This is a genomic window from Agarivorans sp. QJM3NY_25, assembly GCF_050870875.2.
Taxonomy (GTDB): Bacteria; Pseudomonadota; Gammaproteobacteria; order Enterobacterales; family Celerinatantimonadaceae; genus Agarivorans.
Map to the genome: position 1 here is coordinate 66,162 of NZ_CP194041.2, position 14,968 is coordinate 81,129.

The window sequence follows — 14,968 nt, forward strand, 5'->3', positions numbered from 1 at the left end:
AGCGCTTTGACCGCGTAAGCCGGCGCCTCTGATGGCCTTCTGAACCATGATGTTCTCCTTGATTTCTTTATGTTGTAGAGCTAACGGTCAAATCTTTGTTTCACTCGCTAGTTCAGGTCCTTGTTGTTTCTCATCACGCTTAGCGCTACGTGATGTGGTGCTTTGGGTTTCCAGTCTGTTGCAGGCGCTGCGTTTGTATTCTTTGCCGCGCGACTTAATCTTGTTTAAACAGCTGGTCTAACTTTTGTTCGTAGGCGTGATAGCCCAGATAATCGTATAACTCGGCGCGGGTTTGCATGCTATCGACCACGTTACGCTGGTGGCCGTCATCCCGCAGGGCGCGATATACATCGACTGCCGCTTGGTTCATGGCCCGAAATGCCGACAGAGGGTAGAGCACCATATCGACGCCGACAGCAGCCAGTTCTTCACCGCTAAATAAGGGGGTTTGGCCAAACTCAGTAATATTGGCTAATACCGGTACTTTGACCGCTTTGGAAAATTGCTGATATTGCTCCAGGGTGAGCATCGCTTCGGGGAAAATCATATCCGCGCCGGCTTCTACATATTGGCAGGCTCGCTCAATGGCACCGCCCATCCCTTCTATTTGCAGGGCGTCGGTACGAGCCATTACCACAAACTCGGGATCTTGGCGGGCATCTACCGCGGCTTTAATTCGATCAACCATTTCCTGAGTGGAGACAATCGCCTTGTTGGGGCGGTGACCACAACGCTTTTGTGCCACTTGGTCTTCCATGTGTACCGCGGCGGCTTCGCCGCGGATCATTTCTTTAATGGTACGGGCAATATTAAAGGCGCCGCCAAAACCGACATCGATGTCGACCAGCAAAGGTAAGTCACAGGCGGCAGTGATCCGGCGAACGTCTTCCAGCACATCGTTCATGGTGGTGATGCCAAGATCGGGCAATCCATAGGAAGCATTGGCGATGCCTCCTCCAGATAAATAGATGGCTTGATGGCCTTCGCGTTGCGCCATCATTGCGCAGTAGGGATTGATGGTGCCAACAATTTGTAGCGGCTGATTGCTACTGACGGCATGCCGAAAACGGGCTCCTGCTGAGAGTTTCATGAGTTCACTCCTGGTAATACGTGAGGGGATGTGGCCGTGGGCATTAAAGCCTCTGGGCTTTGGTCGGATCCAAATAAACTTTGTTGTTCAATGGCTTTACGAGCGCGTGCGATATGACGGCGCATCAGCATTTCGGCTAACTCGCCATCGCGATCGGCCAGCGCTTGCCAAATGGCCCAGTGTTCTTTGAGCGCGCGCTCGGGGCGCGAAACTTGTTTGCTGGCCTGGTAACGGTACATGCGCAACAGGTGGTAAAGTTCATCACAGAGCAAGTTGACTAAACGCTGATTGGCGCTGCCTTTAATAATGAGATAGTGAAAGTCGAAATCGCCCTGTTGTTCGAAATAAGCTTTGCCTTGGTGTTGCTGTAGATAATCTTGATGGTGTTCTAGTAATGATTTTAACTCGGCCAGTTGTTCTGTCGACAATTGGCTTGCCGCGAGGCGGCAGGCCATGCCTTCCAGCGCCTCACGTACCGAGTAAATGTCGACGAGTTGTTGCGGACTGAGTTGCACCACTCTCGCACCGACATGGGGGATCCGCTCAAGCAGCCCCATGCCTTGTAGTTTTAAGATGGCTTCGCGCAAAGGGCCACGACTAACCCCGTAGTGGCGAGCCAGTTCGGGCTCTGAAATCTTCTCGCCTTGAGCAATTTGGCCACTCACGATGGCTTCGATTAGCGTGTCGCTGAGATTCTGCGACAGCAGGTTTTGTTTATCACTCTGCTCTTTTAGGTGGCTTAGTTCGGACATCTGTTGTTACGTCTGTGTTGTTTAGATGTTGCACAGTGTAGTGTAAATAGTGAGCTACGATCAAGGGATTGTCGACAATCTTGTCTTATACTTTAGTTTTAGACGAGTTTTCACCGCTTAATAGTCTGTTTTGTTTACAATGATTGGGCTAGATGGTTTATTGTCGACAATGTTGGATTTGTTCAATGTTGATTCGGTATTTGGGCTGCATGATTTTGATGGATTTTGACTGCAGTCGTTGCCAGTTGTCATGGCTAGTAAACAGTTATCTCAGCGACTTCGTTGTTTAAATCGTGCCGAATGAAGCTTCACCCGATGGCCTCACGGGCCTGCAAAACGCCGATTGGAAAAATAAACATTGCGCACAATTCTGAGTTCACAGGTTTTATTCTCGTGATCGACTAAGCGTACCAAGCGATCATTTTGTTGGCGATGAATATCAAAAAAACCATGTGCGACGGGAGAGAGAACGATCCTTCAATGTGAATGGAAGGGATTATTTTTATTCACTCAAAATCAATGATAAAAAAAGTCATTTTATTGGTGTTGGTGCTTGATATTTGAGCGTTCAACGGTTATCTTACGTTTTCAATCATTTACTGCATAAGTCGAGGGGAAATATGAAACATTTATCATGTGTTACACATCATTCCGTACGACTAATGGCTAACGTTTCGCAAGCTCGTTTTTTCAATATGAATAAACGATGCGTGTTACTAAAGGCCTACGCAGTTAGCTAAGATTGAGACCCATCCCAATTTTACCCGAGCTGCGAAGTGTTGCAGTGAGGGATCATCATTAATACCCCTATATTAGCTGTATCACTTCGCCCTCTTTAATGGAGAATGCGACATGATGTCACTAAAAATTCGTTTACTTACTTTCATCGTAGAAAGCTTAATACGTTACCAGCGTCATTTGGAAACCCAACAATGGCTTAAGGCTCAGCGTCAACAACGCTGGCGAGTCGAAGGCTTGAATATACATATTGCCAAAGATATTGGTGCTGATGCTGATGGCCGATTCCGCACTAAGCTCGATCAAGTGGAACGCCCAGAGCGCCGCGAGCGAGCAAAGCGTCGAGTAAACCTCAAGGCTTGGCGTATTCGACAGAGACCGTTGAAAATTCGAACGTGAATCTGCGCTCCCGAAGGGGAGCGCAGATTGGTGGTCTTTATCTTCAATGATGAGCCAAGTTAAGCAATCGCTAAAATAAAAAACCCTGCTTATTGCAGGGTTTTGTGTGATACAAAGGTGGGGATTACACTAAAAAGTGGAGCCATACGCTCAAACTCACAAAGGATAAAATGGTGGTCACCAACAAGGTACTGGCGCAAAAGCTGCGTTCACCATATTCGCCGCCAATAATTGGATAAATACTAAACATGGGAACAGCGGCAAAGATAATTACCGAGGTTTTCAAATCGCTGGACAGATCGGGAAACAATAATACCAAGCCCGATACCACCATTGGAAAAATCAGCAATTTCACCATTGCTACCAAAGACATTTGGCCAATATTACATTTGATGGATACCCCGCAAAGTGAGCCGCCAATTACCACCAGGGCCACGCAGGCCGCTCCTTGAGATAGCATGCCTAAACCATAGCTAATGAAGGCTGGCATTTTTAGGCCCAGCGAAGAGCAGAGCAGTCCCAAAAATACTGAGATAATAATTGGATTGGAGCTGATCCGTTTCACGACAGGGACAAATACACTGCCTTTATTCCCTTGGCGTTTTCCCATCATGGTTTCCAGGAAAATTAAGGCAGCTGGCATCAACACGATGTTCTCCACCATCACACTCATGGCGAAGGCTTGTGCCGGTGGGTGTTCAAACATTTGTAAGATCACCGGAAAACCAATAAAGGCACTATTGGGTAAGGCGGCACCTAAACCTCTTACCCCAGAGGCTTCCCAGGAATCTTTAAATACCAAGCGACTCAACAAAATGGTAAACACTAAGGCGAATAAGCCACCTAGGGTGTAGATTAGCATGTAATCGAGGTTAACCACTTCGGCTAAATCCATACTTAATAGTTTGGTGAAGACTAGTGCAGGTAAGGCAAAGTACACCACAAAACGGCTTAAACCGGGCAGGGTGTCTTGCGGGAGAACTTGGAAGCGGACTCCCAAATAACCTAAGAAAATTAAGAAGAAAATAGGCGCAGTAATGCTTAATACAGCTTCCATTAAAACTCGTCCTTGAAAGTCACTTAGACCTGAATCGGCTAGCAAAACACCATTGTAAAGGACTTGATTAAAAAATCATACAAATAGTGAGGTGACAGCAATCGGGATAACAGCCTAACGGTGCTGTATTCAAGGCTTTATGGTTAGAGGCTTTGCAGCGAGCCTCCTGCGAGCCGGGATGATTCAATCATCGTCGTCAGCTCGCTTGGTTGTCAAATTGAGTTGTTAGTGGTGCTCCCGCAAATTTTTCAACGCCAAAATTCTCTGAATATGGCTAAAGGTCTAATATTTGTGCGCAGATGTCTACGAATGCACTTAGTTTGGGCTGATTTTTTGCCGCTATTGAAAAATAAAGAAACAGTCCATCTATACGGTGATATTGCTGGTTGGCGGGTGGGGCACGGTCCAATGTGGGATTTTGTGAATAACCCAGAGCTCATTGATATTGTGTGCACCATGTACCAAAAAAAAAGACATTGTTAGCGCGGTTTGTCATGGTCCGGCCGGACTCATCAATGTGAAGTTAAGCAATGGCGAAAGCTTGATCAAAGGTCGTCATGTAACTGGGTTCACGCCAGAAGAAGAAAGCTCTCGGGATTACGATAAGATCGTACCTTTTGAATTGGAAACCGCTTTAAAACAGACTGGGGCTATATTTGAAAAATCACCAATGTTTGAAAATAAAGTGGTGGTAGATGGGCGTTTGATTACCGGTCAGAACCCCGCTTCGGCGAAAGCGTTGGCAGAGGCTGTGATTCAGGCGTTGTAAGTGAAGGCAAACTATAGTGTTGCGGTAGCGGGCATAACAGGGACGTAATTCAATCAAATGAGACTTAGCCAGACCTCGCTCATTTTTAAGTCGTTTGAAGCCGCTTGGGTCTATTTTATCTAATAATATTACCCAAGAGAAAGGCAGAAACATTTACTACTGCAATGGTTTTACCCATTTGTTTTGTGTATTTTGTGTTTAATAATACTCAAACGATTTCAAGTTATTGGGCTTAATAAAGATGATTTCGCAAGTCGATTAATATCTTTAGCTAGGGAAATAAGGGATCTCTTGTTGCTCGCATTTTTCGGGTCACTGTGAATTTGTCATCTTGAGCTTGTTTGAGATCTCTGCGTTATATTTTTGCGGTGAAAGGAATGATTATGTCGACGAAAGTTTTGGTGATAGGGGCAGGTGCGATTGGTGCCTATTATGGCGCGCGTTTGGCACAGGCTGGGGCAGAGGTGTCTGTGGTGGTTCGTTCCGATTATGACGGCCTGAGCCACAAGGGCGAGTATGCCATTCAAAGTCATCAAGGGGACTTTTCCTTTAAGCCGAGTCAAATTTTGAAGCATCCTAGAGATTATCAGGGGATAGCTGATTATGTGATTGTGGCGACCAAGGTGCTGCCGGGTATTGATACCCGAGAACTGCTTAAAGATGTGGTGTCGGAAAGCACCACTATCGTTTTATTGCAGAACGGCGTTGAGATCGAAGAGCCGGTGCAGCAGGCTTTTCCAAAGGCAGAGATTATCAGTGGCCTGTGTTTTATCTGTGTGCAGCGTGTTGAACCGGGTGTGATTGACCATCAAGATTATGGTCACTTGGTGATAGGCCGTTACCCGCAAGGCAGGAGCGAACGCGCAGAACGGCTTGGTCGTATGTTCAATCGTGCAGGGGTGCAATGTGAGGTCTCTGCTCATGTCCAGCAGGCAAGATGGATGAAACTGGTGTGGAATGCGCCTTACAATCCACTTTCAGTGCTTGCTGGGGGGGCCAATACCCAGCAGATTATGGCGAATCCACAAACCGCTCAACTGGTGACTGACATCATGGAAGAGGTCTACCACGTCGCAAAGGCCGTTGGTGCCGAGTTTGATTATGCAGTGCTTCAGCAAAATATAGATAGAACCCTTAAAATGTGTCCATATAAACCGTCGATGCTACTCGATTATGAGGCTGGCCGTGAAATGGAGGTGGAATCTATTTTGGGCAGTACAGTCAAAGCGGCGCGTCGAGTGAAGGTCGCAACGCCGCATATTGATTCAATTTATGCGCTATTGCAGTTGGTGAATCAGACAAAGCATTCGGCATAATCTAATCGCGATGCGTCCTGCCCTAAATCGGCATGGACGCACCCGGATCATATTTAGACGATTGTAGAAACCGTCAATTGGAATGGCTGTCTGAATGTTTAAGATATTTAAACAATAACGGCCATCTCAGGTGAAGAGTTAGTTTTTTTACGAGAGTGAGATAAAGTCAAACCTACTAGAATCAATATCAAGGTTAGCCATGTAGCAGGCTCAGGTACTGAATTAAGCTCTAGTGACACACCGCCGATATTATCACCAATATTACTATCTGGAATATAAAAACCAACATTGGTAACCGAATCTAAGTGAAAATTTGCAAACAAACCGCTTGATTTAGCGAGAGAATAGACAGCTGAGGAATAATAGCCATCACCAGGATTAATTGGCCCAAGACCCGCGATCCCTTGACTTTCGCCATACCAATAAGTTATATCATCAATAATATAACCCACTGTATTTTCCCAGCCTCTAACACAGTTTTCTCCCAAGCCATCACAAGCTCTCACCGAACCGAATCGGTTAAAAGCAGTATAAACGTCTTGAACAAAAGACAATTGATAGTCACCAGGTTCCAGTGACACGTTAAGCGCGTTACTGCCCGCTAAAGAGGCATTAGTTCTACCACTGATATTAATAATGGTTGCACTGGCACTAGAACTCATTACAGTTAATAAAAGCAAGGCACAATAAAAAGCTGATTTTTTCATAATAACAAAAGTCCATTTAATAAAAATGGTATGTTCTCACAGTTGTATTATTTAATAAACACTAAGTAACATAATTGTCAGATTGAACCTTGATAAAATATGCGCGCAACGTTAATTGAGCTTGTTTTTTACATTTATTGCTAATCTGTAACATTTGGTGATGACGTCATAGCCTAAATAATCTTGAACCTTTCGGCCCCCTCTTATGATAATTTAGACGACCAATGCATGATCGTTAGTTGGGATGGCTACTTTATTATTTATCTGGGCTTGATTTTGGTTAATCCGTAATACTAAATGATAGTGGTTAGAAATAATCACCCGCAACTTCAAATGGCTGGTGGTTAAAGGCTCTAGTTCTTCGGCTCTACTTGGATTTCTTTAAATAAGTGTACGTTGTTATAACTAAAAAATGCTGTGATTTTTCGTTTAACGATTTTTGATATTTCTTACAGTTCGAGCTTTGGCTAATATTGCTGAATAATCTATCGCTCCATTTATACCTAAATCTGAGTCTGCAATAATAATAAAATGTTGTTCGATAATAGAAGGATTAAAGTTGTTTGATATTGCTATCGCTATCGCTGACATATCGTCTATGTCTGGAGTAACATTTTGTCGTTCTAGTTGATTAGTGTTCGCATTTGATACTTGTACTCTTGAGCCTTCTTGTAAGTTTAAATTACTCTGAGAGGTAACTTGGTTACTACAATCAAATTTATGAGCCTTAATTAACACTTGACCGGTAGCCTCTTTTAATTTTCCTTCTACTCTTCTTTTAGTAAATTTGTCAACTATCCATTGTTTTCGGTGGTTAAAATTAGCACCACTTGCTCGGTCTTCGCCACACAAAAACGCTCTGCGCACACAGCGGCAGATGCAGTGGTAGTAGGGCGTACTGTCTAAACAAATTTGCTGTTCGCGAGCTCGAGTCATCACCGCACCTCTAAGGCTTTGAGTGTATTTAAAGTCTAGAAGTGCTGTTTGGGATTGTCAAAAAGACTTGGGTGTCCTTTTTTTGTTTCTATCTTTTTACGGATATCTTAAGTTTGTCAAGAAATAAGAGAATATAACGCACATTAAAATCAAAGAGTAAAGGCTAAAGGCTATTAGTGAGAGTTTATTTTTATTTTTTAGGGAGTATATATTGACACTTGATTTCATCCATAACTTAGATATTAAATATGCACTAAAAGAGGTCCCTATGAAACACATTGTTATACCTTTTATCTTTTTAGGTTTATTTATATTCTTCCAAAATGTATAGATTGTATATACAGAAAAAATAATATTAAAAGCGGAAAAAACACAAAACAAAAAAGCGCTACCCATGACCGTAAGGTATATGTAACGTCCTTCTTCAATATTTCCAAAAATTAACTGGATTAAAATAAAGGCCACAATAGAAATTGGAAATCCTAGAAGCGTTATAGGCCATGCTATAGAGACTTCTCCGTTCGTTTTATCACTCATTTTTACTTGCCTCGTGTCTTGATGCGGAATAGGAAATTTTAAATCTTATAAAGTCATTCGAGACAGCCATCTTAAGGATTGAACAGCCAACATCATACGATGAATATCACTTCTCATTCACATAAAAAGCAGCGTGATGTCGAAAATTGCAATATTGGTAAAGGTGTTACGACGAAAAGCCGCAAGAAGCCAAACAGCAAACACAGCGATTCGAGATATGCTAAATACCTACTCGGTCGACAAAAAATCAGACCATAAATTACTTAGCCAACATCCAGCCAGCGTTTGGCTGCTCCCATACCTTTAATTCGCTGCTGATTGTGCTGGCGCTTGTAGCACTCTAGTGCGTGACCGGCGCCCACCACACTGGCAAAGTGATGCTCTAAACCCGTGCTCAAGGCTAACCAGCTTTCTTCATCGATATACCCACGTTTATCTTCTCTGATAACGCGGCCGATGAGCTCCACCAGTTGCAGATAATCTTGGAGCTCAAAGGGCAAACCTTTGGGCATGGTTTCTCTGGGGTTGCCGACAAAGGGCATCAGAGGTTTGGGCTGTTGCCCTTGTTTGGCTTGCTGAATGCGCTGTTTAATACTGGTATGCGCTGAGGTTTCAGGCGTGCTCGCCATGTTTGAGCGAATTGGGTTTAAATCGACATAAGCCATACAAGCCGCTAGGGCTGCTTCATCTAAAAGCGCTTGGGATTTAAAACGGCCTTCCCAAAAACGCCCGGTACATTGGTCTTCTTTATTGGCAGCTCGAGCAATGTGTTCATTCAAATGGCGCATAAATCAGCTTAAATCGAAGAGGCGAGTTCGGTACACTGCAGCGGTAGCGCGAACGGCCTGCAATTGCACCTCACTTAACTGCGGACGTAACTCAAGGTTGAGATACACCTGAGTCAGTAAGGTGCCCTGATGCAAGCTATGCCAGCGTTCTAAGACTTCATCCATTGACCAAGCTTCTGCTTGTTGCGGATTAACATGTAGCACGAGGTGGGTATGATTACTCATGACGGCATAAGCACAAACATCAATCGCGAACACCGACGCTAATTTGAGTAGATTATCCTCGACCCACTGGCGGCGGTGCTCATAGCTTTTACCACTTACCTTGTCTTCGCCGCACAAAAAAGCCCGTCGCACACAACGGGAAACACAATGATAGTAAGGTGTATCTGACAAGCTCACTTGCGACTGTCTTGACCGAGGCATGGCACTAACGCCCCAAAAACCACTATTGGTAGTTTAGATTATTATCGGGGTGTGGCTAGTTGGTGTGGCTGTCTAGTTACCTTGTTTGCCACCTTATTGTTTACTTTGTCATTATTCATGTTTATTATCTTGTCCTGCAACTAAAGGAGATATTTGCAGTGGCTCACAATCAATTTCAATGCTTGTCCCAACGAAACAAAGCCAAACGTGATGCTTGCTTAAGCAAACTTAACGCCTCAGAAATGAAAGAAGTGGACCTTTATGTACTGCATGGGCCGCAGTTTTTCTCACTATGGTTAGCCAAACAGCAAAACCAAGGACTTGAGCAAACAGCGATTAGTCAGAAATTGGAAGATCTAGGCTTATCGGAGCTCGCTCAAAAGTTAGTTCTAAATACCGCTAGCCTCACTAACCAATTTGCTAGCCAAGCCTTAGACGTAAAAGCTATGGGAGCGCTAGCACTAGACATGCAGCGTGGCGGGAGTATTTTGGGTAAATACGAAATAACTCAAAATGGCACTAAAAGCTACATTAGTTTTAAAGGTAATCACAAGCTAAGGACAGTAATTAAAGGAACTAGATACCTCTCTACAAACACTAAGATGCTTAAGCTCGGAATTGGTCAACAAGGGCTCAAAGCATCCGCTAGTGGTGGTGTAATAATCACAGTTGTGTTTTCAGTATCACACCATACTCTGGAGTTAGTACTTAAAAAAGACTACTTGATGACCAATTGGGTGGTAGATATTACTTCAGATATCGTAAAAGCTTCAATTGCAGCATGTATAGGCTTCTTAGTGGCTTCTGCATTTGGCGCAACAAGTGTTGTAGTAATACCTTTAGCGATAGGCTTTAGCATAGCCTTTATAATCCAAACCGCATTAGGTATCGCAGAGGATCAACTAAAACTAAAAGAAACAATAGTCGCTAGTTTAAATCAGTCTGTCGAAATTTCAGCTAAAAACGAAATTGAAGGGCTGAATAAGAGAGTTGATACAATGAGGGCCATTTCGAGTATGAACCAATCTACATATCGATTTTTTTAGGAAGTACTATGGTTAAACTCTCTCCCCAAAAGGCAATAGTAACTTCACTGGCTTGCTTCACGTTATGCCTACTATCAGGCTTCATTTTAGTAAGCTATAAAACGCTTGGATATTTAGGAATTCAGCTCCATAACGATTATAAAGTGATCTATTTAGACTCCGGATATTTTGGACTGATTGGAGCTTCGTTTGGTCTACTATCGGCTGGACTATTTATGTTCTGGCAATATATCTGTTTAAAGCGGTTTGACTTGAGTTTAGGCCCAAAACACCTTTCGACAAAGGTCTTTGCAGTAGCTGCAGTCATCGGCTTTCTTTTCATTTTCCCAGGTCAATCTATAGAAAAATCCCGTATCGAAAAAATTGCTGAGCAACATGGCTACCAAGCCTGTCCCCCTTTCACATTATTAATGGGTTCAGCAACCATCGACGCATGGGTAAAGGACTTTAGCCTTTGTAACGATCCAGAAGTCGACAAATTAGCTCAATATGGCTACCCAGACGAACCTGCCCAAATAGCCAAACTGCTTGCAGATAGAGAGTAGAGACAAAATTAGTAGTACAATATACTCGCTAAGAAGCGAGGAATAAAAGGGGCAGAGTCACTTTAATTTAGCTAACAAAAAGACTTGGATGTCCTTTCTTTTTGAACTGTTTCCTTTTTTTCAGTTTTTTTTCATCCTATTATTATTTCTGGTGGCCAAATCTAGTGTGCCACTACACTAATTAAATCTATTATTTATAGCTTCCTGTATATTAACGCCTTTAGTTTCTAAATAATTAAAAACGTCTTGTTTATAAGGTTTCATGTCATCGGATACCTTTATTACGTAAGCTGACACTGCAACCTCTTGTAAATTCCCCTTGAATCCTTTTTTAAGGAAAAATAAAGTCCAATCAAACCGCCCGACATTAATTGTTGATTGAATTACATTTAGCGAACCTTTATTGCCCTCTGTATTCCAATTTACATCTGCACCATGATCCAATAACAGGTCAAAATACTCTTCTCTAAAATTAGAAATAGCCACCATTAACATAGTTCTTCTAAATGCTCCGCCCAATTTTTCTGGCGCTTCCAAATTAGGGTCTCCACCATATTTCAATAGCACTTCAAGGATCTCTTTACGATCTCCGCCGGTAGCTAAATACAATGCAGAGAAACCTTGTTCATCTCGGTAACTTGGGTTTGCTCCGTTGAGTAGCATATACTCTATTAGCTTATGCGCATCATTTGAGTCAGTATAAACCCATAGCAACGGAGTGATTCCGTTAAGCCCTATCTCGTTAATATTTGCTCCCTTAAGCAGCTGCTCGTTAGCTTTGTCAAAATTCTTTTCTACGACCGCTTCGATAAACTTGGCGGTTTCCGCTGAAAATGTTTCTGATAGTTTCATTTCGTTATTCTTCTCACTGCAACTACTTATCAAAGCACAATACAAAAATAAACATACTAAACGATGTACATATCTACACATTCCTGATCCCTATTGATATGAATGCGCCAAAGCAAGCGCTGTTAAGCCCATCGAATGTCGTTCTATTGGACCTAGACTTTGTGCGTAGACTGGACTAGGGCGGGAGCATACTTTGATGGATTTATAACCCAAAGAAGACTCGTGCCCGATAATCGTCGCTCCATCCCGCTTTCTTCAACTTCACTTTGTGACTTGGCGCTCCACAATCGCATTGTTTGAGCATGTTCATCACAAAACGTCTAAATAGAGCTATGTTTTCCACCGCTCCGTCTAAAGTAATGCGAGAGTTATCCTCTTTAAAAACAACATCTAATACGTAATGCTGGCTGTTTTCAATTCGCCAATGCTGACGAATATAGTGGCCTAACAATTTGTGATTCGGTGACATTGAGCTTATGTAATACGAGGTATCTACAGTGCCTTTCCCATTTATCACGCGGTGACGTTCCACTGCTATGATGCTTCTTACCGTTGGCCATTTCTTTGCTAACTCTTCGGGCAACTTGGCCTTTAGTTGAAAGACGTATCGCTCTTCGCTACGACCATGGTGTTTTTCTTTAATTTCAGTGACGACCTTCTCTTTACCAGCATCAAAGACGGCTTGAAACTGCTCAACAACAGCCGCTCTCAACTTTGGTTGGTTGTTTTTTACTTGAACGACAACATGAGCCTTCTTTTCTGCGATTTTCTCTAGTGTATCGCGCTGACAATGTAGAGCATCAACGGTGACAACACTGCCTTTTACGTTAATAACATCAAGCATTTGGCGCACAACGCTAATCTCGCCGTTCTTGTTCGCTGTCGGTTTCTGACTCAGAACGAGACCACGTTCAGTATCATAGGCTGTAACCAATTGTAATGCTGTTTTCTTGTTATTTCGGTACGAGCCACGCAGTACTTTTCCGTCAAATGCGATGATGGCTCTGTTTTGACTCGTTCGCTGCTCGTTAATCCACAGAGCTAATGCCTCAAGCAAAGACTCCGCGACAACAGAACGCAAAATGCGTGCAATCGTGTGTCGTCTTGGGATCCCGTGTTCAAATGGTCTATATTTCCTCAGCCAGCCCAACTTCTCTTCACCATAATATTCAATGTCTTGCCAGCCTTCACATCCTGATGCGATAGCACTGATAACAAGGAAAATCACGTCAATAAGGTCATGCTTTTGATTGATGTCAGATCGAGTATCCTCGACGACTGATAAATGTTCAATTATGTTCAAAATAACTATGTAGCTTAGGGTTTAGAGGTATTAGATCATATCTGTTAACAAAGTGCGATCCCGCCCTGTAAACTGGACGACCATTAAAGTCTACTGGAGACAACTCTACCATATTTCCTATAGCCTCTGGCTGTGATGTTTCCCTCTGCAGAATATGCAATCCTTCTCCTTTGTTGTAGTAAGCTTCTATATTTTCAGTGTTACGCCTATCCAATCTATATCTAGTTATCGTACCTTCAGATATTCCAGCTGCGTTAAACGTAATTGCACTAGCTCCCGTACTTAAAGCTTGAACCGATGCGAGTCCACCACCTAATGTCAAAAAGACTTGGGTGTCCTATTTCTTCTGCTATTTCTTCTGTTGGTCTAAACAAATTTGCTGTTCACGTGCTCGAGTCATCACCGCACCTCTAAAAGGCTTTGAGTGCATTTAAAGCCTAGAAGTGTTGTTGGGAGCTGCCAAAAAGACTTGGGTGTCCTATCTCTTTATTTCGTGGGTGTCCTATTTCTTTTTCTATTTCTTTTTCTATTTCTTTTACAGGTTAATTTAGGAAACAACGCCATACTCAACACTACTTAAAAATGAAGAAAGCATAAAACATGTGGAAATAAGAAAATAAAAAAATAAAGCTAATAGGCTAAGGCTTTTTTTGTTTTTTAATGAATATATGTTTACGTTGCTTTTTTTCCACAGGGAAGATATTGGGTATGCGCTAATTATATTTACAACAAGAACGATTATCGAGTATTTCACTTTTTTTCTGTTTGGCAGTGCATTCCAAAACCTCCCTATAGTGAATATAGAAAACGCAACATTGAAAAAAGAAAAAACCACAAATAGAAATGCACTGCTCATCACTATGAAAAATATATTTTCTCCTTCCTCAATAGTACCGAATAATATCGAAGTTATAATTATTATCAATGCAGAGGTTGGCAGGCCTACTAGAGTAATAGGCCACACGATTGAGATACTATTGTTAGTATTTTTATTCATTTAGGATTTCCATATATACATTTGCGTCAAATGAAACTTTTAAGCGAATTGGCGTTAAACTCATTTCTTGCTCAAATGAGTAACTATTTATTTTGCTATCGTACAACGTCGCGGTGCCATAGAGGGTCGAGTACCCCGTCCATTTAAATTATTCTTTTGCCATACTTTCCTTTAGTTTTAAAAAGCGAGCTTGTAATTCTTCATCTTCGATACCTGAGCGTATTATCTGAGAATAAGTTTGGTAGAGCTGCTTTTGCTTCCCTTCTTCAATGTATGATTGTTCAACGACAAATACTGCACTCCACAAATAGTTGCCTTTATCTGGCAGTTCATATTCATTCCAGAACTGCTCAAATGTGTCGATTGCCTCGGTATGTTGATTAGAATCTGCGTACGTTGAAATAAGAATTGTCCACACGTCGGTGAAATCAGGCGCTATTTTAAGAGCGTTCTCATAGCATGCAATTCCTTTCTCAAATAGTTTGCCTTCAGTAATAAAAAGGGTCAGAGTCACTTTAATTTAGCTTTCGCCCCCCCTTTACGCCTACCGCGAATGCCTTCCGTTACCTCAGAGCCGTATATGAACAGTGGAGTATGAACACCCATAATAAAAATCACAGCGGCAGTAACATCCTTGCCTAAGCGAATCCCACTGTAATGACGTAGCTCTCAGGCTGGCGTAAAAAAGCACGATTCAGATATACGTTCAA

General features: G+C 42.6%; 13 protein-coding genes and 1 pseudogene. 5 read left to right on the forward strand and 9 right to left on the reverse strand.

Annotated features, from left to right (window positions below):
* Positions 1 to 214: 214 nt before the first annotated feature.
* Both prpB and ACRRSW_RS00285 read right to left on the reverse strand, forming a co-directional pair.
* Positions 215 to 1,090: a methylisocitrate lyase gene (gene prpB, locus ACRRSW_RS00280; RefSeq protein WP_432460574.1), complete on the reverse strand. Its 876-nt coding sequence runs from the start codon at positions 1,088 to 1,090 to the stop codon at positions 215 to 217.
* A complete protein-coding gene (locus ACRRSW_RS00285) occupies positions 1,087 to 1,842 on the reverse strand; it encodes a GntR family transcriptional regulator (protein WP_432455199.1) in 756 nt (251 codons plus the stop codon). The genes prpB and ACRRSW_RS00285 overlap by 4 nt, the downstream gene beginning before the upstream one ends.
* Before the next feature lie 852 nt (positions 1,843 to 2,694).
* Between ACRRSW_RS00285 and ACRRSW_RS00290 the strand changes: the two genes are divergently transcribed.
* Complete coding sequence (locus tag ACRRSW_RS00290; protein ID WP_432455198.1) at positions 2,695 to 2,979, forward strand: hypothetical protein; 285 nt, start codon at positions 2,695 to 2,697, stop codon at positions 2,977 to 2,979.
* Between the two features lie 124 nt (positions 2,980 to 3,103).
* Here the strand turns inward: ACRRSW_RS00290 and ACRRSW_RS00295 are convergent, their stop codons facing one another.
* Positions 3,104 to 4,036: an AEC family transporter gene (locus tag ACRRSW_RS00295; RefSeq protein ID WP_432455197.1), complete on the reverse strand. Its 933-nt coding sequence runs from the start codon at positions 4,034 to 4,036 to the stop codon at positions 3,104 to 3,106.
* Positions 4,037 to 4,553: 517 nt separating this feature from the next.
* On the opposite strand from ACRRSW_RS00295, the gene ACRRSW_RS00300 reads away from it, so the two are divergent.
* Both ACRRSW_RS00300 and ACRRSW_RS00305 read left to right on the forward strand, forming a co-directional pair.
* Positions 4,554 to 4,805, forward strand: a complete 252-nt coding sequence (locus ACRRSW_RS00300) for a hypothetical protein (RefSeq protein WP_432455196.1) — start codon at positions 4,554 to 4,556, stop codon at positions 4,803 to 4,805.
* A gap of 383 nt (positions 4,806 to 5,188) precedes the next feature.
* Positions 5,189 to 6,121 carry a ketopantoate reductase family protein gene (locus tag ACRRSW_RS00305; protein WP_432460575.1) on the forward strand — a complete coding sequence of 311 codons (933 nt, stop codon included), beginning with the start codon at positions 5,189 to 5,191 and terminating at the stop codon, positions 6,119 to 6,121.
* Between the two features lie 107 nt (positions 6,122 to 6,228).
* On the opposite strand, the gene ACRRSW_RS00310 is transcribed toward ACRRSW_RS00305, so the two are convergent.
* The 3 genes and pseudogenes from ACRRSW_RS00310 to ACRRSW_RS00320 all read right to left on the reverse strand — a co-directional run bounded on the left by ACRRSW_RS00310 (position 6,229) and on the right by ACRRSW_RS00320 (position 9,515).
* Positions 6,229 to 6,828, reverse strand: coding sequence for a hypothetical protein (locus tag ACRRSW_RS00310; RefSeq protein WP_432455194.1), 600 nt, complete (start codon positions 6,826 to 6,828; stop codon positions 6,229 to 6,231).
* A 429-nt stretch (positions 6,829 to 7,257) separates the two neighbouring features.
* Positions 7,258 to 7,764, reverse strand: coding sequence for a hypothetical protein (locus ACRRSW_RS00315; RefSeq protein WP_432460576.1), 507 nt, complete (start codon positions 7,762 to 7,764; stop codon positions 7,258 to 7,260).
* 800 nt (positions 7,765 to 8,564) lie between these two features.
* Positions 8,565 to 9,515 (reverse strand): annotated as a pseudogene (locus ACRRSW_RS00320) (transposase).
* A 158-nt stretch (positions 9,516 to 9,673) separates the two neighbouring features.
* Between ACRRSW_RS00320 and ACRRSW_RS00325 the strand changes: the two are divergent.
* Together ACRRSW_RS00325 and ACRRSW_RS00330 are read left to right on the forward strand one after the other, a co-directional pair.
* Positions 9,674 to 10,561 carry a hypothetical protein gene (locus ACRRSW_RS00325; RefSeq protein ID WP_432460577.1) on the forward strand — a complete coding sequence of 296 codons (888 nt, stop codon included), beginning with the start codon at positions 9,674 to 9,676 and terminating at the stop codon, positions 10,559 to 10,561.
* An 8-nt stretch (positions 10,562 to 10,569) separates the two neighbouring features.
* Positions 10,570 to 11,106: a hypothetical protein gene (locus ACRRSW_RS00330; RefSeq protein WP_432460578.1), complete on the forward strand. Its 537-nt coding sequence runs from the start codon at positions 10,570 to 10,572 to the stop codon at positions 11,104 to 11,106.
* A gap of 177 nt (positions 11,107 to 11,283) precedes the next feature.
* Here ACRRSW_RS00330 and ACRRSW_RS00335 read toward each other — a convergent pair whose 3' ends face one another.
* The 3 genes from ACRRSW_RS00335 to ACRRSW_RS00345 all read right to left on the reverse strand — a co-directional run bounded on the left by ACRRSW_RS00335 (position 11,284) and on the right by ACRRSW_RS00345 (position 14,772).
* Positions 11,284 to 11,958, reverse strand: a complete 675-nt coding sequence (locus tag ACRRSW_RS00335; protein WP_432460579.1) for an ankyrin repeat domain-containing protein — start codon at positions 11,956 to 11,958, stop codon at positions 11,284 to 11,286.
* A gap of 202 nt (positions 11,959 to 12,160) precedes the next feature.
* Positions 12,161 to 13,261, reverse strand: coding sequence for an ISAs1 family transposase (locus ACRRSW_RS00340; protein ID WP_432452595.1), 1,101 nt, complete (start codon positions 13,259 to 13,261; stop codon positions 12,161 to 12,163).
* Between the two features lie 1,145 nt (positions 13,262 to 14,406).
* Positions 14,407 to 14,772 carry a hypothetical protein gene (locus tag ACRRSW_RS00345; protein ID WP_432460580.1) on the reverse strand — a complete coding sequence of 122 codons (366 nt, stop codon included), beginning with the start codon at positions 14,770 to 14,772 and terminating at the stop codon, positions 14,407 to 14,409.
* Between the last annotated feature and the right edge of the window lie 196 nt (positions 14,773 to 14,968).